17 protein-coding genes are annotated in these 17,763 nt (G+C 67.2%); 4 read left to right on the forward strand and 13 right to left on the reverse strand.

Annotated features, from left to right (window positions below; translation table 11 throughout):
* Positions 1-292: 292 nt before the first annotated feature.
* Entirely contained in the window at positions 293-826 is a 534-nt protein-coding gene (msrA, locus tag C457_RS09655) for a peptide-methionine (S)-S-oxide reductase MsrA (RefSeq protein WP_008094107.1), read from the reverse strand.
* A 189-nt stretch (positions 827-1,015) separates the two neighbouring features.
* On the opposite strand from msrA, the gene C457_RS09660 reads away from it, so the two are divergent.
* Positions 1,016-1,420, forward strand: a complete 405-nt coding sequence (locus C457_RS09660; protein ID WP_042665409.1) for a CBS domain-containing protein — start codon at positions 1,016-1,018, stop codon at positions 1,418-1,420.
* A 30-nt stretch (positions 1,421-1,450) separates the two neighbouring features.
* On the opposite strand, the gene surE is transcribed toward C457_RS09660, so the two are convergent.
* Both surE and C457_RS09670 read right to left on the reverse strand, forming a co-directional pair.
* Positions 1,451-2,326 carry a 5'/3'-nucleotidase SurE gene (surE, locus tag C457_RS09665; protein ID WP_008094112.1) on the reverse strand — a complete coding sequence of 292 codons (876 nt, stop codon included), beginning with the start codon at positions 2,324-2,326 and terminating at the stop codon, positions 1,451-1,453.
* A gap of 30 nt (positions 2,327-2,356) precedes the next feature.
* A complete protein-coding gene (locus C457_RS09670) occupies positions 2,357-3,289 on the reverse strand; it encodes a DUF6544 family protein (protein WP_008094114.1) in 933 nt (310 codons plus the stop codon).
* Between the two features lie 467 nt (positions 3,290-3,756).
* Here C457_RS09670 and C457_RS09675 point away from each other — a divergent pair, with 467 nt between their 5' ends.
* Positions 3,757-4,053, forward strand: a complete 297-nt coding sequence (locus C457_RS09675) for a winged helix-turn-helix domain-containing protein (protein WP_049905314.1) — start codon at positions 3,757-3,759, stop codon at positions 4,051-4,053.
* A gap of 58 nt (positions 4,054-4,111) precedes the next feature.
* Here C457_RS09675 and C457_RS09680 read toward each other — a convergent pair whose 3' ends face one another.
* From C457_RS09680 to C457_RS09725, 10 genes are all read right to left on the reverse strand, one after another.
* Positions 4,112-5,149, reverse strand: coding sequence for a lipid II:glycine glycyltransferase FemX (locus tag C457_RS09680; protein ID WP_008094119.1), 1,038 nt, complete (start codon positions 5,147-5,149; stop codon positions 4,112-4,114).
* A 52-nt stretch (positions 5,150-5,201) separates the two neighbouring features.
* Positions 5,202-6,290, reverse strand: coding sequence for a lipid II:glycine glycyltransferase FemX (locus C457_RS09685; protein ID WP_008094120.1), 1,089 nt, complete (start codon positions 6,288-6,290; stop codon positions 5,202-5,204).
* A 267-nt stretch (positions 6,291-6,557) separates the two neighbouring features.
* Positions 6,558-7,880 carry a hypothetical protein gene (locus C457_RS09690; protein ID WP_008094121.1) on the reverse strand — a complete coding sequence of 441 codons (1,323 nt, stop codon included), beginning with the start codon at positions 7,878-7,880 and terminating at the stop codon, positions 6,558-6,560.
* 96 nt (positions 7,881-7,976) lie between these two features.
* Positions 7,977-8,987: a polysaccharide deacetylase family protein gene (locus tag C457_RS09695; protein WP_049913477.1), complete on the reverse strand. Its 1,011-nt coding sequence runs from the start codon at positions 8,985-8,987 to the stop codon at positions 7,977-7,979.
* Positions 8,980-10,065 (reverse strand): non-hydrolyzing UDP-N-acetylglucosamine 2-epimerase, encoded by a 1,086-nt coding sequence (wecB, locus tag C457_RS09700; RefSeq protein WP_008094123.1) that lies wholly within the window; start codon positions 10,063-10,065, stop codon positions 8,980-8,982. The genes C457_RS09695 and wecB overlap by 8 nt, the downstream gene beginning before the upstream one ends.
* Positions 10,062-11,495: a nucleotide sugar dehydrogenase gene (locus tag C457_RS09705; protein ID WP_008094124.1), complete on the reverse strand. Its 1,434-nt coding sequence runs from the start codon at positions 11,493-11,495 to the stop codon at positions 10,062-10,064. The genes wecB and C457_RS09705 overlap by 4 nt, the downstream gene beginning before the upstream one ends.
* Positions 11,492-12,532, reverse strand: a complete 1,041-nt coding sequence (locus tag C457_RS09710) for a Gfo/Idh/MocA family protein (RefSeq protein WP_233517301.1) — start codon at positions 12,530-12,532, stop codon at positions 11,492-11,494. Before C457_RS09710 ends, C457_RS09705 begins: the two co-directional genes overlap by 4 nt.
* Positions 12,529-13,632, reverse strand: a complete 1,104-nt coding sequence (locus C457_RS09715) for a DegT/DnrJ/EryC1/StrS family aminotransferase (protein WP_008094126.1) — start codon at positions 13,630-13,632, stop codon at positions 12,529-12,531. The genes C457_RS09710 and C457_RS09715 overlap by 4 nt, the downstream gene beginning before the upstream one ends.
* Positions 13,629-14,204, reverse strand: a complete 576-nt coding sequence (locus C457_RS09720) for an N-acetyltransferase (protein WP_008094127.1) — start codon at positions 14,202-14,204, stop codon at positions 13,629-13,631. The genes C457_RS09715 and C457_RS09720 overlap by 4 nt, the downstream gene beginning before the upstream one ends.
* A 182-nt stretch (positions 14,205-14,386) precedes the next feature.
* Positions 14,387-14,974, reverse strand: coding sequence for a metal-dependent hydrolase (locus tag C457_RS09725; protein WP_008094128.1), 588 nt, complete (start codon positions 14,972-14,974; stop codon positions 14,387-14,389).
* Between the two features lie 366 nt (positions 14,975-15,340).
* Here C457_RS09725 and C457_RS09730 point away from each other — a divergent pair, with 366 nt between their 5' ends.
* Complete coding sequence (locus C457_RS09730; protein WP_008094129.1) at positions 15,341-16,420, forward strand: DUF354 domain-containing protein; 1,080 nt, start codon at positions 15,341-15,343, stop codon at positions 16,418-16,420.
* A 198-nt stretch (positions 16,421-16,618) separates the two neighbouring features.
* Positions 16,619-17,677 (forward strand): glycosyltransferase family 4 protein, encoded by a 1,059-nt coding sequence (locus C457_RS09735; protein WP_008094131.1) that lies wholly within the window; start codon positions 16,619-16,621, stop codon positions 17,675-17,677.
* The last annotated feature ends 86 nt before the right edge of the window (positions 17,678-17,763 follow it).

Below are 17,763 nucleotides of genomic sequence, written 5' to 3' on the forward strand. Positions count from 1 at the left end.
CGCAAGCGGTGCAAACTTCCCAGACGGCTTCAGATTCGCCCGCCGTTCGAACCGTTTGGACTGCTTCGCCAGTTCGCACTCTCTTCGCTGTCTCCACTGCGCTCGAAGTTCACGCTCTCCTCGCAGTCTGCACTGTCACCGCGGTTTACACCTTCCTCGCAGTCCGCCCGGTGTCGACTGTGCGAACTTCGTTCCGACCGTCGCGCGATTCAAACTGAACCGAAGAAAGCGATATTCAGCGCCTCTCGCCCGCAGATACTGCGGACACAGTGGTGTTGTCCGCCGTCTCGGCTCAGTTGGCGAGTTTGTCGGCGAACTTCTCGCGGACCTTCTCGATTTTCGGGCTCGCGTGGAACTGGCAGTACGCGTCGTCGGGGTTCTTTTCGAAGTAGTCCTGATGGTACTCCTCGGCCTCGTAGAACGTCTCTAACGGGGCCAACTCCGTGACGACCTTGTCGTCGTACTCCTCGTCGAGGGCTTCGACGTAGGCCGACGCCTGTCGCTCCTGTTCGTCGTCGTGATAGAGGACGATAGAGCGGTATTGCGTTCCCACGTCGGGGCCCTGTCGGTTGAGCTGTGTCGGGTCGTGGACCGCAAAGAACACCTCGAGCAGTTCGTCGTAGCCGACGGCCACGGGGTCGTACTCCACCTGCACGACCTCGGCGTGGCCGGTGTTCCCCGAACAGACCTGCTCGTAGCTCGGATTCTCCGTCTTCCCGCCGGCGTAACCCGACGTGACTTCGCTGATTCCGTCGAGTTCCTTGAACGCGGCTTCGACGCACCAGAAACAGCCGCCGCCGAACGTCGCAGTCTGTGTGCTTCCCATAGGCCCGGTTACGTCGCCGAGGAATTAAGCCCCGCGGCGGGGGCAGTCGCGGCCGAGGTCTGGTGCTCGCCGACGACCGCCGACCCACGCCGGCGCTCCGACGAGCGAGCCCCGGACGCGTCCGTGGGTTTTCCCGACCGGAGTGTACCCGAAGCCAACATTTAACCGGCCTGTCTGTCAGCAATTACTATGGAAGATGTATTCGTCGCGAGGCTCATGTCCACGACCCTCCACACGGTCACCCCAGACACGCTCGTCGAAGACGCGGCGCAGTTGATACTGGACAACAACATCAGCTCGGTCATCGTCGTCGACGAGGACAACCGGCTCGAAGGTATCCTGACGACGACCGACTTCGTCGACATCGTCGCGAAGAGCCAGCCGAAAGCGCAGACGACCGTCGAGCGCTACATGACCACCGACGTGATTACCGCGGGAGCGCAGGACTCCATCGTCACCGTCGCGGAGTCGATGACCGAACACGGCTTTCACCACATGCCCGTCGTCGACGACGAGGAGGGCGTCATCGGGATGATTACCACCTCGGACCTCGCGGCCTACCTCTCGCAGACCGGACAGCTGGCGCGGTCGTAACGCGGTCTTCCCCCTGCCGGCAACTCCGCGTTACTCTACCTGTTCGGAGAGGCTCTCGACGACACTCGCCAGCCGCGGGTCCGTCGCGTGGCCGTGGTGGACCGCCAGGGGCGAGACGCTCACCTCGCCGTCGACCATCGCGCGGCGGTCGCTCCCGACCGGATAGCGGTCGCGGTGTTCGTCGCCGAGCGGGAATGGGTTCTCGAAGCCGACGGCGTCGGGCCACGAAACGTCTTGGAGCCGGACGTAGACCTCGTCGTCGTCGAGGCCACCTTCGCGGTCGCCGTCCGGGAGTGCGCCGGCGTCGGCGTGGTGGTCGACCTGCTGGTCGTAGTCCGCGAAGGGGCGGGTCACGCGCATCCGGGGACTCGGCACGTCGGCGGGGGCGTTGACGTTCAGGAGGTCGACCTCGTCGAACACGTCGGTCCCGAAGACGCGCTCGGTCAGCGCACGGGCGACCCGGGCGGGGCGGGAGAAGTCGTACTCCTCGGGCGGGTGGCAGAAGAAATCCCGCGCGTGGTAGCTGGAGACGGCGATGGCGGGCGTCCCGAGGAACGCGGCCTCGACGCCCGCGCCGACGGTCCCCGACCGGCCGACCACGTAGTTGCCCGCATTCGGACCGTCGTTGATACCGGAGACGACGATATCGAAGTCGGCGTCGAGGCCGCGGAGCCCGTAGGCGACGCAGTCGGCGGGGGTCCCTTCGAGGGCGTACCCCCACGGGTGGTCGCGGCGGACCGCGTGTTCGTTGCGGGCGCGGCCGACGCCGCTTTGATTCTCGGCGGGCGCGACGACGGTCACGTCGCCGACGGCGGTGAGTTCCTCGCGCATGGCGGCGATGCCGGGCGCGTCGATGCCGTCGTCGTTGGTGAGGAGGATTCGAAGCGGAGACGAGGAGTCGGTCATCTAGTCGTGGGTTTCTGTCGGTCGTCGTAGCTATTCCGGATTCGGACTCAGAGAGGTATTCGACCGCCGCGTCGCCGTCGGCAGCGGGTCGTACTCCGCGTCGTCGATGGTCGCCCGCCAGTACGGCAGGTCGCCCGGCGGGAGGTTCCACGCCACCTCGGCCGCCGTGGGCACGCGCATCCCGTCCACTTCGCGGTAGTCGCTGAAGTATCCCGTCCACGGGCACCGCTCGTACTCGCCGTCCCCCGTGTCGCGCCACCGGTCCGCGGTGACGCGCACTACCTCGTCGTTCTCGTCGAAGTGGAACACGACGGTCGCGGTCGACCCGCGATACTCGAGCGTCGCGCGGGCCGAGCGGTCGTCTCTCGGTTCCCACCTGACGCCGTGGCCGGGGAGGAACGCGGTCGGGAACCAGACCATCTCGGCGAGGTAGCGGGCGAGTTCACCCTCGTCCAACTCCGGCGACGGCGGGGCGTCCGCGACGGTGACCACCGAAAGTAGCTTCGCCTCTAGCGACCCCGCACCGCCGACGAAGGCGTCCACGACTCGAATCGGAAGGAACGGCGCGAGGTCGATTCGGGCGTCCCAGACGAACCCCGGCGGGTCGACCGTGTAGTGTTGGGTCGCGGTCATCGGCTTCCACGGCGAGTCCGCGTCGCCGAGTCTGAACGCCCCCGTCTGGCGGAGCCGGACCGACTGAACCCGGCGGGGCTCGCCCGGTAGCACGCGTTCGAGATACCGGCGAACTGGGGCGGGCAGGCCGCTGAGGTCGGCCTCGTCGAGCGTCTCTCCGTTCTCAGTGTCGCCCGTGGTCGTTTCGGCGTGTTCTCGCTGGAGTACGTCGAGCAGTCGCGCGGCCGTACCGTCGGTTCGCGCCCGAACCGCGGCGAGGAGAGCGCCGACAGCAAGAACACCGACGACAATCGCGATGCCGAGTCGTCCGGGGGTTCGCGTCCGTGACATACCGGACGATACGCGAGAGACGAATATGAGTCTCGTCGTGACTCTCGCGGACTGACACTGGCCGCCTTCGGGCCGCGGGCGAACCGTCGCTAACGACGCCTCCCCGGATTTCTGTCAACGGTTCGTCCACAAAATCGAGATACTCACGAACGCGTGAATATAATTCAAACGATGACTTTATGTAATTAAGTTCGTACTAACGAACGAATGCGCACCGAACCGATGCGGCCGGCACGCCGGGCACCCGCCGCCATCGCGGTTAATCTCCCGTTAATTCGTCTGTTTTCGGCAGATTCGACTCCGTCGTGGTCGACGGCTCCTCGGTCTTCGACCGCCACGACGGCCGCGAGCGATGCGGGTCGTCGCCTCCCCCGGTCCGCCTTCTCTACTCGCCGTCGTACTTCCTCGAGAGCGCGCCCCGACTGTCACGCCGACCGACCTGTCTCCCCAAGCGAGGTGGGCGTTGCGTGAGCCACGTCGGTGAGACCGACGACGTGCCGTGGGACGACGTGGGCTTCGTCATCAGCTCTCGCTACCGGGTCTCGGTCCTCGATAGGCTCTCCGAGGGGCCGGCGACGCCGACGCAAATCGCCACCGACTCCGAGAGCGCGGTCGCTCACGTCTCGCGGGCGCTGCAGGAACTCAGAGACCGCTCGCTCGTGGAACTCCTCGTTCCGGAACAGCGTCGAAAAGGGCGGGTGTACGGCATCACCGACGACGCCGAGAACATCTGGGACGTCATCCAGACACAGCAGATGACGTGACTGCGGCCGTCTCGCAGTTTTCTCACGGACGGTGCGGCGCGTCGTGCGACCCGGTGATTCACTTCGTCGCGATTCGCTCCGTCCCCTTGTTCAGGAGCTGGTAGGTCCGCTTGGCGAGGTTCATCCCGACGCCGGTCGACTCGACGACGTAGTACGGGACGAGTTCGCCGCCGAACTTCGACTTGTAGTTGCAGAGCCGCTCCGTGTTCGCGCCGACGAGGTCGTACTTCGTGACCGACGCGAGCGCCTCGTCCTCGACGATGTCCTCGATGATGGTCCAGTGGAGCAGGCTGTTGATGCTGACCCCGTCGTACTCGCCGCGCGCGCCGCCGAGCCAGAAGTAGCCCACCTCGTCCGAGAAGGGGACGATCATCCCGCTGAGGTACTTGCCGTCTGGGTCGCGGGCGACGTACACGCGACACCGGTCGCCGAGGTTCTCGACCAGCGACTCGACGAACTCCCACGGCATCCCGAACGGTTCGTCCTGTTCGTCGTACCGTGAGACCACGTCGTCGTAGACGACGCGAGCGCCGTCGAGCCCCTCGTCCGCGATGGTGATGTCGAGTTCGCGCGCCTGTCGAATCTCGCGGCGGAGGCTGCTGCTGAACTGGGCCTGTATCTCGTCGAGCGAGCGCCCGCCGAGGTCGAGCCGGTAGGTGAAAGCGGGCTTGACCGCGAAGCCGGTCCATTCGAACGGGCGAGGGTCGAGGTACGCCGGCGAACACAGCAGGCGGACGAACGTCCGGTTCGAGCGGATGCCGAGTTCCTCGACCACGAGGTCGGCGAACTCGCGGTTCACCGACTCGTAGGCGCTCTGTTTCGGGCTGTTCGGCATCATCACCGGGCCGATGTACGGAATCGCCATCGCCGGCGGCGGTGAGACGACGACCCGTCCGAGCGGGTTTCGGCGGACGAACGTCGGGAACAGCGCGACCGGTTCTTGGCCCTTGAAGACGCCGAACAGGTGCATTTCGCCGTCGAAGTGCTCGTCGATAGCGGCGAGCACCGCGGGGGTGTGGAAGACTTCGGTGCCAGACGAGGGGAGCGCGGCTCCCCACTCGTCGAGGCTCAGGGGTTCGATACGGAGTTGTGACATGTGTCGTAGTCGTGTAATTGGATGGTCGTCGGGCGGTACGTCGGGCGGGTCGTCACCGGTGGAGGAACCCCGAGACGAGTCGCGACGGGAGGCTCGTCCCGTTTCCCCGGGACAACATCTCGATGCCGGGTCCGAGACGGCTCTTGTACAGGTGCGCGATGGTTCTGACCGGGAGCGCGCCGTGCTCGATTTGGTAGAACGTGACGAGTTCGGGGTTGTACTTGCTCTTGTAGCGGTTGAGCCGGCGGTTGTTCGCGCCGACGAGGTCGTAGCGGCGCATCCCGGCGGCCATGCCGTCGCGCATGATGCGCCAGTCCAGCAGGTCGTTCACGTCGATGCCGAAGTCCCGCTGGGGCCGGACGCCGCCGAGCCAGCGGTAGAGCGTGTCCCCGTACTGGAGGACGAGAATCCCGCTCACAAACGTCCCGTCGTACCGGAAGACGTAGGGCCGGACCTGCCCTGCCGGGAGCGAGTCGTACAGGTCCATGACGAACTGCGGCGGCACGTCGAACGACAGGTCCTGTTCCTCGTAGCGGTCTTTGACCAGCGTGATAATCGAACAGATGTCGTCGCGGTCGCCCTCCTCGATACCCGAGACGAGCTTTCGACCGTCGCGGATGTTCCGTCGGGCGCTCCGGCTGAACGACATGAGGAGGTCCTCTTCGCCCCGGGTCAGGTCGACGTTGTAGGTGTACTTCGGCGACACGTCGCAGCCGCTCCACAGGAACGTCCGCATGTCGGTGTAGTAGTCGCCGACGCGGACGTGCGTGTAGTTCGGGCCGATGTGTTCGTCCAGCCACTCGGTACAGCCGTCGATGAACTGGTTGCGGCGGCGCTCGAACTTCCGGCTCTTGATGTTGCCGGCGTCGAGCATCACGGGCCCGAGATAGGGGACGCCGATGTGCGGCGGCGGCGAGAACGCCGTCTTGACCAGTCCCTTCCGAATCTCGAAGACGGGGAACAGGCCGACCGGCTCTTCGGTCTTGAAGCCGACGAGCAGGTGGAGCTTCGAGTTCGAGTACTTCGCCTGGAGCCGCAGCGCCTCGTACTGGTGAAAGAGGCTCGCCTGACTCGACCGCTCGACGTACGTGTCCCACTCGTCGCGGTCGCGGTGGTCGAACTCGGTAATCTCGATGGTCATGGGCTGAGGGGTGAAGGGAGTTCGTACTGCATCCGTTGCCACCGACAACGCCGGCTGTGGTCGACGCGTCCGGTCCGGCCGGCCCGACCGTACCGACCGAAATCAGCCGACTCACCCGCCGACTCTGCGGCCCCGTAAATCGACCCGCGATTCGGTCGGGCCGCGTCAGCGTGTATCATTCGAAAAGACATTCTCGAACTACTGTGACGGGAGGATGGGGATTTGTTATGAAGCGACTAGCCGGCGTTCGCGCCGGCCTGCCTCCCGTCAGGGGCGCTCTGCCGCCGCTCGTAGGCGCTCGATACCGTCGGCGTCGATGCCGTAGCCGTGCGTCGGTTCGCCGGAGATTCTGGTGGCGACGTACTCGGCGATGGCGTAGGCCATCCACGCCTGACACCACCGCATGAGCGTCATGCGCTTGGTGTAAAAGCGGTGTTTGCGGAAGTAGAACCGACCTTCCGTCGGGACGTACATGTTCGCGAGCGCCCAGTCGATGGCGCGTTCGGCGCGGTCGTACTGCCCGGCGTAGGTGAACACGAGGATGCCCTGCGCCGTCGCGTGGATGTCGCGCGGGTAGGGGTGCTCCTCGTCGAAGTTGGGCGCGCCGTCCTCGTCGAACAGCTCGCGGGCGTAGAAGTCGAGGCCGCGTTCGAGCGTCTCGTCGTACCGCCCGCTGCCGACGAGCTGCTCGTAGCGCTGGAAGCACTCGATGATGAAGCCGTTGTGGTGGTTGTCCATCGAGAGGTGCGAGGCGCTCGCGGGCTCGCGGTAGTACCATCCACCGCGGTCGGTCTGCTTCGACGCGACGAAGTCGTACACCTTCTCGGCGCGTTCGAGCAGTTCCTCGTCGCCGAAGTGGTCGTACAGCTCGACGAACAGTCGCGCCCCGATGGCAAGCGCGTTGAGGGTGTAGCTGTCCTTCGGGTGCGAGAGGTAGTAGTCCATGACCGCGCCGTCGTCCTTCGGCCGATAGTTGAGGTCGTTGAGCATCACGTCGACGGCGGTCTTGGCGATGTCCGGGTAGTCCGGGTCGAACTCCCGGCCCGCGAGGAGCGCCTTGACGCCGTAGGACGTGGAGACGATGTTCGGCGAGTGGGGAATCCCCGACCGCGGGCCGTTGCGACCGGAGATGTGCTGGATGACGTGACGGTGGCTGCCGGCGAAACCGCTGTAGCCCTTGGCCTGGTTTTCGACGAGCCACTCGGTCAACGATTCCGCGTCGTCGCGGTACGTCTCCGCCGGGCGGTCGCCGTCGAACCACTCGGCCAACTGGGCGCGGGTCCGGTTCGCCATGGCAAACAGCGTGATGCCCTTGAAGTTCCGGCGCTGTTCGACGAGGAACAGCGGGCGGACGTTGACGGGCGAGCGCTTGATGAACTCCTGGACCGCGAGGTTGAACCAGCGGTTGTCGATGGGGACCGACAGCAGGAGCCTGCTGCTCATGCCGTCGCCGTAGTCCCAGCCCTTGTAGTCGCGTTCGCGAGCGTAGTCGAGCACGTCGTCGAGCACGTCGACGTACCGCTGGAGTCGCTCCGTGTCGGCGTCGGTGTCGCCGTCGCGGCGATACTGTGTCTTCGATGGTGGATTCATGATATAGAATAGCCTCTCTGAGGGGTATTGGCTGTCCGAGAGGTAGCCCGCTGGCGGCTTTGTTATGGGGCCGATACCGGCCGACGCCGCCGTATTCTACCGGGAGAGCGAGTGATTCGCCCCGGCGGCGGTCGCGCCGTCGGTGGTCGCGCTGTCGGTCGTCCTCCCGTCCGAGTCGTCGCCGGAATCGCGCTCGGCGAGGAACTCGCGATAGTAGTCGCCGAGGGGGCCGACCCACGCGCCGCGGTCGAGCGCCCGTTCGATAATGCGGCGGTAGAGCCGGCGGTAGCCGGGGAACTCGTCCTCGTTGAAGTACCGCGGGTGCCACAGTACCGTCATCACGGCGTCGTTCGCCTCGGCCTCGTCGAGGAGGCGCTCGCACTCGGCCCACGCCTCGTCGAACGCCGACCCGGGGTCGGGAAGCGACACCTCCATCAGCGTCAGCGGGAAGACGACGAAGTCGTCGTCGAAGGGGTGGAACGGCTGGTAGCCGTGCTGGAAGCCGTTTTCCGAACTCGAACCGGGACTGGCGTCGTACTTTAACCCGAGTTCGCGGTGGTAGCGCCACGTGTTCCGCCCGAGTTTGAGGTGGTGCTGGCGGCCGCCGACGATTTCGTGGCCGAGGACCGCTTCGAGTTCGCGCTTTTCGGTCCGGAGGCGGTCGAAGTCGTCGCACGACCGGAACGAGCCGTGGATGCCGACCTCCCAGCCGCCGTCGTCGAGGGCGCGGACGGCGGCAGCGACCGACTCCGAGTCGAGGTCGTACCGGCCGAGGTGTTCGACCCAGTTCTTCGGTTCGAGCCAGTCCGAAAGCGACCCCGTCTCGAGGAGGCTCGGCTCGTTGAGGAAGTAGAACGACGAGCGGACGCCGAGGTCGCGTTCGAGCGCCATGACCTCCTCGAACTGCCAGTAGGGGTTCTCCCGCCGCAGGAGCGTCCGGAGGTGGTAGCCGGGGTTCGACTTCGCCGCGTAGTACAGCCCCTGATACGTCTTGTACGGGCGGTCCACGTCGTGGGTCAGACAGACGGCGAACCCCGGTTCGCTCGGTTCCGTGGCGGTCACGCGGTGGTCATCTCGCGCATCCGCATCTCCCTTCCTCTCACGCATACTCGTACTCCGAGAGCGCGGCGACGATTCGCTCGGCGGCGCTCCCGTCGCCGTACAGCGAGGGCTTTTCGGGAAGCGGGTCGTCGTCGGCCAGCGCCGCCCGAATCGCCGTGGCGTCCGCGCCGACGAGGGTGTTCCAGCCGGCGTCGACGGTTTCCGTCCACTCGGTCTCGTCGCGGAGCGTGAGACACCGGGTGTCGAGGTAGAACGCCTCCTTCTGGACGCCGCCGGAGTCGGTGGCGACGCGCTCCGCGCCGTCGAGCAGGCGGACGAAGTCGAGGTAGCCGACCGGTTCCACGAGGACGACGTTCTCGGCGTCGGCGAGCCGCGACCAGAGGCCGCTGGCTTCGAGCGCCCCCTCGGTCCGCGGGTGGACCGGGAAGACGACCGGGAGTTCCGACGACGCGAGTCCCTCCACGATGCCTTCGAGGCGGTCGTAGTCGTCGGTGTTGGCGGCGCGGTGGACCGTCGCGAGGACGTACTCGCCGTCTCGGAGGTCGAGGTCGGCGAGTATCGACGACCGCTCGCGGGCGGCCTCGCGGACCCGGAGGACCGCGTCGTACTGCACGTCGCCGGTCACGGAGACGCCGTCGCGAATGCCCTCGGCCGCCAGCGTCTCGGCGGCCGACTCGGAGGGCGCGAACAGCAGGTCAGAGCAGTGGTCGGTGAGCACGCGGTTGACCTCCTCGGGCATCTCCCAGTTGTGGCTCCGCAGGCCGGCTTCGACGTGCGCCAGCGCGGGCTCGCGCTTCGAAGCCACGAGCGCCGCCGCGAGCGTCGAGTTGGTGTCGCCGTAGACGAGCACCACGTCGGGCTCCTCGTCGGCGACGACGGCGTCCAGACGGGTCATCATCTCGGCGGTCTGGGCGGCGTGGCCGCCCGAGCCGACCCCGAGGTTGTAGTCGGGTTCCGGGATGTCGAGTTCGTCGAAGAACACGCCCGACATCGACTCGTCGTAGTGCTGGCCGGTGTGGACGAGCACCTCGTCGTGGTCGCGTCTGAGCGCGTCGGAGACGGGGAACGCCTTGATGAACTGCGGGCGCGCGCCGACGACCGAGAGCACCTTGAGACGGCTCATCGGCCCGAACCTCCGTGCGGTGCGTCGGCCGCAATCTCGGGGTCGGTGTCGGCGTCGGCCTTGGACGACTCGCCCCGCGGCCCACCGCCGATTTCGTACACGCGGTGGCCGATGTCGCCGAGGGTGCCTCGGCCATCGACGACGACGAGGTCGTCGAAGGCGGCCCAGTCGATTTCGTCGAACTCCTCGTGCGGCGTGACGACCACGGCCGCGTCGATAGCGCGGGCCGGCAGGTCGGCGAGCGAGACGGGGGTCGCGCCGAAGGACGCGACGACCTCGTCAGAGAGCATCGGGTCGACCGCGAGGACGGTCGCGCCGAGTTCGTTCAGTCGGTCGATGACGCCCGCGGCGGGCGTCGCGCGGGTTTCGGCGACGCCGGGGCGGTAGGTGACGCCGAGGACGGCGACGGTCGCGCCTTCGACGCCGCGTCCAGTCGCGGCCAACTCGTCGCGGAGTTTGTCGGCGGTGAACGCCGGCATGCTGTCGTTGACCTCGCGGGCGGTCAGGAGCAGCGGCGTCTCGGTCTCCACTCGGCTCGTGATGAAGTACGGGTACCACGGGATGCAGTGGCCGCCGACGCCCGGGCCGGGCGCGTGGATGTCGCAGTACGGCTGGGTGTTGGCCGCGTCGATGGCCTCGGTCACGTCGATGCCGAGGTCGTCGCGGAGCCGCGCGAGTTCGTTCGCGAGCGCGATGTTCACGTCGCGGTAGACGCCCTCGAACAGCTTCACGGCCTCCGCGGTCGTCGCGTCGCGCACGGGAATCACCTCGTTCGAGGTCAGTTCGCCGTAGACGAGTGCCGCGACGCGGGTGCTCTCGGCGTCGACGCCGCCGACGATTTTCGGGTGCGACTCGGTGATGTCGCGGAGCGCCCGGCCCGACGAGGTCCGCTCGGGGCAGAACGCCACGCCGAACTCGCCGGCCGAGAGGCCGCTTCGCTCCGCGAGGTACGGGACGACGAGGTCTTTGCTCGTCCCCGGCGGGACGGTGCACTCGACGACGACGAGGTCGCCGGGCGCGAGGCCCCGTGCGATGCTGTCGAGGACGGCCTCGAACGCCGCGAGGTCGGGTTCGCGGTCGTCGGTCAGCGGGGTCGGGACGATGATGACGTGAATCGCGGCTCCCTCGGCCGCGGCGACGCCGTCGGCGGTCGCCCGGAGCGCGCCGCGTTCGGCCTGCTCGGCGACTAATTCGGGCAGTCCAGGCTCTTTCGCCACGTGGCATTCGCCGTCGTTGACGCCGCGGACCACGTCCTCGCTGATGTCGACGCCGGTGACGTTGCCCGTCGCGCGGGCGTAGACCGCCGCCAGCGGGAGGCCCATCTTCCCGAGGCCGTACACCGCGACGGGGACCTCGCCGGCGCGCAGAGCCCGCTTCTGTTCTTCGGGCGAGCGGTCGGAGCCGTACAGTCCGGGCCGTTCGCGGCTCATTGCCGACCCTCCGGAGTTTCCGTGGTCTCCGCGGTTTCGACGCTCCGAATCGTCGCTTCGGCGTCGGCCTCGATGCGCCGGGCGAGTTCGATGGCGCGCAGGCCGTCAGCCGGCGAGACGAGGACCGGACCGCCGTCGGTCGCGGCGTCCACGAACGCCTGTAGCTCGCGTTTCAGCGGCTCGCCAGTGTTAATCATCGGCTGTTCCATGACCACCTCGTGGCGGTAGCGGACGCCCCCGTTGTCCCGGAGATAGTCCGGCCGCGACTGGCGGAAAATCTGGACCGACTGGTTCAGGTAATCGACCCGGATGAGCCGGTCGCGCGCGGTGATATCGAGGGTCCGCGTCTTCTGCTGGGTGAGCCGACTCGCGGTGAGCGAGGCGATGACGCCGTTCTCGAAGGTCACCTGTGCCGTCGCGTACTGCTCGTCGGGCGTGGCGGTCGCGGCCACGCGGTCGACCCCGGCATCGACAAGCGAGAGCACCACGTCGATGTCGTGAATCATGAGATCCATGACGACGCCGTCGCCCATCTCGCGGTTCAGCGGCGGGCCGAGCCGGTTCGCGGTGATGGCGATGGGTTCGACGCCGTCGAGGAGGTCGGGAAGGGCGCGAACGGCCGGGTTGAACCGCTCGATGTGGCCGACCTGCAGCACGACGCCGCGTTCCTCGGCGAGCGCGGCTAACTCCGCGCCCGCGTCGAGGTCGTCGACGAAGGGCTTCTCGACGAGCGCGTGGACGCCGGCGCCGATGCACTGCCGGGCGACCGATTCGTGGTAGGGCGTCGGCACCGCGACCGTCACCACGTCGACGCGGTCGAGGAGTTCCTCGATTCCGTACGCGTCGGTGCCGAAGTCGGCGGCGACCTCGGCGGCGCGCTCTGTGTCCGCGTCGGCGACGCCGACCAGTTCGACGCCGCGAAGCTCCGCGTAGACCCGCGCGTGGTTGGTTCCCATCGACCCGACGCCGACGACGCCCGCGCGGACCGGGCGCTCTCGGCCGCCGTCTGTTCGCAATCCGGTGGTTTCTCGGCTCACCTCGCCACCTCCACGTAGTTGGCGACCGCAGTCCCGACGCGCTCTACGTCGGCCTCGCTGAGTCCGGGGTGGACCGGCAGCGAGAGCACCCGTGCCGCGGCCTCCTCCGCGACGGGGGCCGACACCGCGAGGTGTTCGTACGCGGGCTGCTTGTGGACAGGCTTTGGGTAGTAGACGCCCGTGGCGATTCCCTTCGCGTCGAGGTACGACTTGAGGGCGTCGCGCTCGACGCCGTCGCAGGCGACGGTGTACTGGTGGAAGACGTGGGTCCGGTCCGACGGCGTGTGGGGCGTCGTGACCGGCGAGTCTTCGAGGTACTCCGTGAGCGCGGCGGCGTTGGCCTGTCGCGCGCGGGTGAACTCGGGGAGCCGTTCGAGCTGGACCCGGCCGATGGCCGCGGCGATGCTCGTCATGCGGAAGTTGTGGCCGACCTCGGCGTGCTCGTAGCCGGAGACGCGGCCGTGGTCCACGAACCGGGCGGCGCGCTCGGCGACGTCCGCGTGGTTGGTCGTAATCATCCCACCCTCGCTCGTGGTCATGTTCTTCGTCGGGTAGAACGAGAAGCACGCGGCGTCGCCGAAGGAGCCGACGCGCCGTCCCTCGACTTCCGCGCCGTGGGCCTGCGCGGCGTCCTCGACGAGCAGGAAGTCGTACTCCTCGGCGAGTTCCGTGAGCCGCGTCATGTCCGCCGGGAGACCGTAGAGGTGGACCGCGATGACCGCGTCCACCTGTTCGCCGGCCCTGAGCCGCGCTTCGAGCGCGTCGGGGTCGATGTTGTACGTCCGCGGGTCGATGTCGACGAAGCCCACCTCGGCCCCCGTGAACGCGACGGCGTTGGCCGTCGCGATGAACGTGAAGGGCGTCGTCAGGACGCGGTCGCCGGGGCCGACGCCGAGCGCGTGGAGCGCGGCGTGGAGCGCCGTCGTCCCGTTCGAGGTGGCGACGCCGTGGTCGGCGCCGCAGTAGTCTGCGAACTCCCGCTCGAAGCCCCGAACCTCGGGGCCGTCGGCTATCATGCCGCTGTCGAGGACGGCCGCGATTCGGTCTCGTTCCGCCGCCCCGAGCTGGGGCGCGGCGATGGCAATGTGGTCTGAACTCATCGTCGTATCCTGTTTGCTCCCCGCAGTTGCTCCGGCAGTTCGCGGTGGACGGCGGGGACGCCCACGGCGAGGGTTCGCGGCGGCACGTCGTTCACGACGAGCGCGCCGGCGGCGACGAACGCGCCCTCGCCGACGGTCACGCCGGGGAGGAGCGTCGCGTTCGCGCCGATAGAGGCGTGGTTCTCGATTGTCGGGCCGACCAGTTCCGCGTCGGTGCGGACCGGATAGGGGTCGTTCGTCATCACCACGCCCGGGCCGACGAACACGTCGTCGCCGATGCGGGTGTTGGTGGGGATGTAGACGTTCGTCTGGATGCTCACGCGCGACCCGATGGTCGTGGTGCCGTCGACGACCGTCTCGGTCCCGAGGAGCACCTGGTCGCCGATGGTCGTGTGCTCGCGGACGAGGACGTTGTGGCCGGTGACGAAGTCGTCGCCGATAGTCACGTCGTGGTAGACGATGGTGCCGGCGCGGATTCGCGCCCGGTCGCCGATGACCGGGTCGTCGCCGTCGCCGTAGCCGATGGTGACGCCGTCGTCGACGTGGGATTCGACGCCCATCTCGGCGCTCATCGTCGTCCACCTCGCGTCGGTCGCGCTCCATCGACTGTCTGTGTCGACTCGGCGAACGGCCGAATCGACTGGAAAATCTGGAATTTCATATCATGTCGGCGGGGAGTCTGCCTGCCTTAGCGAAATTCAGTCTCGGTGAGGGCTTTGTTATGGAGTGATTGCCGCCCGAAATCCGCTCGCAGTCACTTCGTAACGCCGCGTCGGATTCCGGTCACAGAGCGCTTGAGAAGTTCTACGCCGGGCGCTCCGTCGCCGAGCCAGAGCCAGACGGCGCTGCCGAGCAACGCGAGTTCGAACGCGACCAGCACCCACGCTTCGGGTCGGCCGAGGAAGACGACGAAGCGGCGCAGGTAGAACCACGTCTGGGCGAAGAAGCCGCCCATCGACGACTCGCTGCCGTGGGACAGCGGCCAGAGGAACGCCCGAATCACGTCGTAGTTCCCGAAGAAAAAGCCGTTGTACAGCAGGTCCGCGGGGATGTGCGAGAGGTAGCCGAGGGCGAAGGCGACGCCGACCGTGGCCGCCCCGTAGCGCCGCGCGACGGCCACGACGAGTATCGAGACCGGCACCGAGACGAGAATCGAGTGCGCCACCGAGATACCGCTCGGGAGGATGCCGAACGACCACGCCAGCGGTTTGTCGACGAGGTCGGGGAACTGCGTCCCGACGAGCACCGCCAGCGCGGCCCAGCCGTCGAGCTTTCGGCCGGTCGCTCGAGCCCACAGCGAGACGAGGATGTAGCCGACAGCGGCGTGCTCCCACGGGAACATCAGCGGTCGCTCCCGGTCGGTTGGCCCGTGGTCTCGGTCGGTTGCGTCCGCATCGTCGGTTCTCTGTCGGCGGTTCGTCGTCGCGGGGTGGTAGTGGGGATACGTGTCTGAAACATCTGGTGTGTGTCGGGCGCGTCGGGTCGGCTGTGGAGGATCGTGGTTTCCGCCCGCGTCGGACGCGGAGTTGGGCGAAACGGCGCGCGAGCGCCCGGTCAGGGAACTCGTGTGCTCGTCCGGGTTTTGTTATGGCGACTGTAACTGCCTCGGGGCGATTTTCGCGGCCGGAAGCCGGCGTCGATTCGAGCGGCGGCGGCGGGTAGACGCCGTATAACTACTCCCGCGGGGCGCGTGGCATCTCCAGAGAGTATGCGATACCTGTTCTTCACCAACACGCCCGCGCACGTCCACCTCTACAAATACGCCGTCAGAGAGCTTCAGGCGATGGGTCACGACGTGCTCGTCCTCGGCCGCGACTACGGCTGTACCAAGGACTTGCTCGAGTACTACGACCTCCCGCACGAGATTTACGGCTCCTGCGGGACGACGAAGTACTCGCTTTTCAAATCGCTCCCGTTCCACTACGTCAACATCTTCCGCGCCGTGCGGCGGTTCAAGCCGGACCTCATCTTCGGGATGGGCGGCTACGCGGCCCACGCCGGGGCCGTCTCGCGGACGCCCGTGATCCTCCTTCTCGACTCCGAACCGACCTCGTTGGACCACGTCGTCTCCCGGCCGTTCGCCAAGGCGATTCTGACGCCCCACACCTTCGGGAAGGACCTCGCGGACAACCACTACCAGTTCCGCGGGTTCAAAGAGACGGCCTACCTCCACCCCGACGTGTACGAGCCCTCGGTCGACATCCGGGCCGAACTCGGCCTCGACCCCGACGAGAAGTTCGTCGTCGTCCGGTTCAACGCGTTCGGCTCGCACCACGACGTGGGCCACGGCGGGTTCACCCCCGAGCGCCGCCGCGAACTCATCGAGATGCTGGGCGAGCGCGCGACCGTCTTCGTCCTCGACGAGAGCGAGGAGCGCCGCGACGGCGACCTCGACACCCGGCCGTTCGACTTCCACCCCGCGCTCGTCCACGACGTGCTCGCCGAGGCGAACCTGCTCGTCGCCGACACCCAGACCATGGTCACCGAGGCGGCGCTGCTCGGGACGCCAGCAATCCGGTCGAACTCCTTCGTCGGCGACGACGACATGGGCAACTTCGTCGAACTCGAACGACAGGGGCTCATCTCCAACCTCAAGTCGTTCGACGACGTGATGGCCCGCGCCGAAGAACTCCTCGACGACGACGGCGCGAAGGCCCGCTGGGCCGAAAAGCGCGACGCGTTCCTCGCGGACAAGGTCAACCTCACCGACGTCATCGTCCAAGTGGCGCTGAACTACGGCTCCGTCGAGACGGTCGACTCGCTGACGCGACACACCGTCCCGGCGTAGCCGGTGCTCCGCCGTCGTCGAAACTAACCGCGGGGCCGCTGTCCGCCCTCGGAGGCGGTCAATCGACCCATAACTAACCGCCGAACCGCCCAATTTTCGCGCATCGACCGGCGCGCGCCCGCGCCCGCCTCGACGCGTCTCGTGACTCGGATTCGGGATTCCCCGACCACGACCCGAAGAACCAACCAGAACTAACCCATGAAGCCCAAGCAAACACTCCTCATCGTCGGCCCGAAAGGAACCGGTGGCATCGACCGATACATCACCGAACAGCGTCGCTACCTCGAAGACCGGATGGACGTTCGCGTCTACACGCGCTACACCGCGCCGAAGGGCGAGGGGCTCGAACTCGCGGCACGGATGCTCCTCTCGTCGCTCATTGCCGTCGTTCTCTTTCCCTTCCAGCGACGCCCGGACATCGTCCACGTCCACTCGTCGCACACCTACTCGTTCTACCGCGCGGCGTTCTTCACGCTGTTTTCGAAGTACGTCTGGCGGGTTCCCGTCGTCCTCCACATCCACGGCTCGTCGTTCGACGACTTCCTCGCAACGGACTCGCGGGTCGTCCGCCGACTCCAATCGCTCGTCTTCGACGCCGTCGACGACGTGGTCGTCCTCTCGGAGTACTGGCGCGGCCTCGTCTCCCGGCTCGCCGGCGAGGAGAAAGTCCACGTCATGGCAAACGCCGTCGAACCCGCGGAGTACGACCCGACGTACCCGACCGACCCCGTCCACCTCGTCTTCGTCTCGAACCTCATCGAGCGCAAGGGTATCCGCGAGTTCCTCGACGCCATCGAGATACTCGAATCGACGCCCGGCCTCGATTTCGAGGTGAGCATCGGCGGCCGCGGCCCCCACGCGGACCGCGCCGAGGCGGTCGCCGCCGCCCACGACAACGTCTCGTACCTCGGTTTCCTCTCCGAGGAAGACAAGCGCAACCTCATCAGCCGCGGGACGGTGTTCGTCCTCCCGACCTACGCGGAGGGGCTTCCCATCGCCATGCTCGAAGGGATGGCCGGCGGCAACGCCATCGTGACCACGCCCGTCGGGAGCATCCCCGAAGTCATCACCGACGACCGCGGGATTCTCGTCGCGCCGGGCGACGCCGAGGAGTTGGCCCGGGCGCTCGCGCGACTCGTCTCCAACCCCGAGGAAGCCGTCCGCATGGGGCAGACGAACCGGGTGGCCATCGAAGAACGCTACTCGTGGCAGTCGAACGCGGACGAGCTGGTTGCGATGTACGCCGAAGCGGCGTAGCGTCGGGGCCAGTCTCTCTTTCCTCCGAAATCCCTGCGGAGACGGCGCTCTTCTCGATATGCGCTTCGGAGGTCGTCAACGGGTCA

Source organism: Haloferax prahovense DSM 18310 (genome assembly GCF_000336815.1).
GTDB classification, from domain to species: Archaea; Halobacteriota; Halobacteria; order Halobacteriales; family Haloferacaceae; genus Haloferax; species Haloferax prahovense.

What these genes read in the sequence shown, in the direction of transcription:
- C457_RS09705 (WP_008094124.1), bottom strand. Translation starts at nt 11,495, where the DNA reads ATGAGCCGCGAACGGCCCGGACTGTACGGCTCCGACCGCTCGCCCGAA.
- C457_RS09715 (WP_008094126.1), bottom strand. Translation starts at nt 13,632, where the DNA reads ATGAGTTCAGACCACATTGCCATCGCCGCGCCCCAGCTCGGGGCGGCG.
- C457_RS09680 (WP_008094119.1), bottom strand. Translation starts at nt 5,149, where the DNA reads ATGTCACAACTCCGTATCGAACCCCTGAGCCTCGACGAGTGGGGAGCC.
- C457_RS09690 (WP_008094121.1), bottom strand. Translation starts at nt 7,880, where the DNA reads ATGAATCCACCATCGAAGACACAGTATCGCCGCGACGGCGACACCGAC.
- C457_RS09725 (WP_008094128.1), bottom strand. Translation starts at nt 14,974, where the DNA reads ATGTTCCCGTGGGAGCACGCCGCTGTCGGCTACATCCTCGTCTCGCTG.
- C457_RS09695 (WP_049913477.1), bottom strand. Translation starts at nt 8,987, where the DNA reads ATGCGTGAGAGGAAGGGAGATGCGGATGCGCGAGATGACCACCGCGTG.
- C457_RS09670 (WP_008094114.1), bottom strand. Translation starts at nt 3,289, where the DNA reads ATGTCACGGACGCGAACCCCCGGACGACTCGGCATCGCGATTGTCGTC.
- C457_RS09660 (WP_042665409.1), top strand. Translation starts at nt 1,016, where the DNA reads ATGGAAGATGTATTCGTCGCGAGGCTCATGTCCACGACCCTCCACACG.
- C457_RS09730 (WP_008094129.1), top strand. Translation starts at nt 15,341, where the DNA reads ATGCGATACCTGTTCTTCACCAACACGCCCGCGCACGTCCACCTCTAC.
- msrA (WP_008094107.1), bottom strand. Translation starts at nt 826, where the DNA reads ATGGGAAGCACACAGACTGCGACGTTCGGCGGCGGCTGTTTCTGGTGC.
- C457_RS09685 (WP_008094120.1), bottom strand. Translation starts at nt 6,290, where the DNA reads ATGACCATCGAGATTACCGAGTTCGACCACCGCGACCGCGACGAGTGG.
- wecB (WP_008094123.1), bottom strand. Translation starts at nt 10,065, where the DNA reads ATGAGCCGTCTCAAGGTGCTCTCGGTCGTCGGCGCGCGCCCGCAGTTC.
- C457_RS09735 (WP_008094131.1), top strand. Translation starts at nt 16,619, where the DNA reads ATGAAGCCCAAGCAAACACTCCTCATCGTCGGCCCGAAAGGAACCGGT.
- C457_RS09720 (WP_008094127.1), bottom strand. Translation starts at nt 14,204, where the DNA reads ATGAGCGCCGAGATGGGCGTCGAATCCCACGTCGACGACGGCGTCACC.
- surE (WP_008094112.1), bottom strand. Translation starts at nt 2,326, where the DNA reads ATGACCGACTCCTCGTCTCCGCTTCGAATCCTCCTCACCAACGACGAC.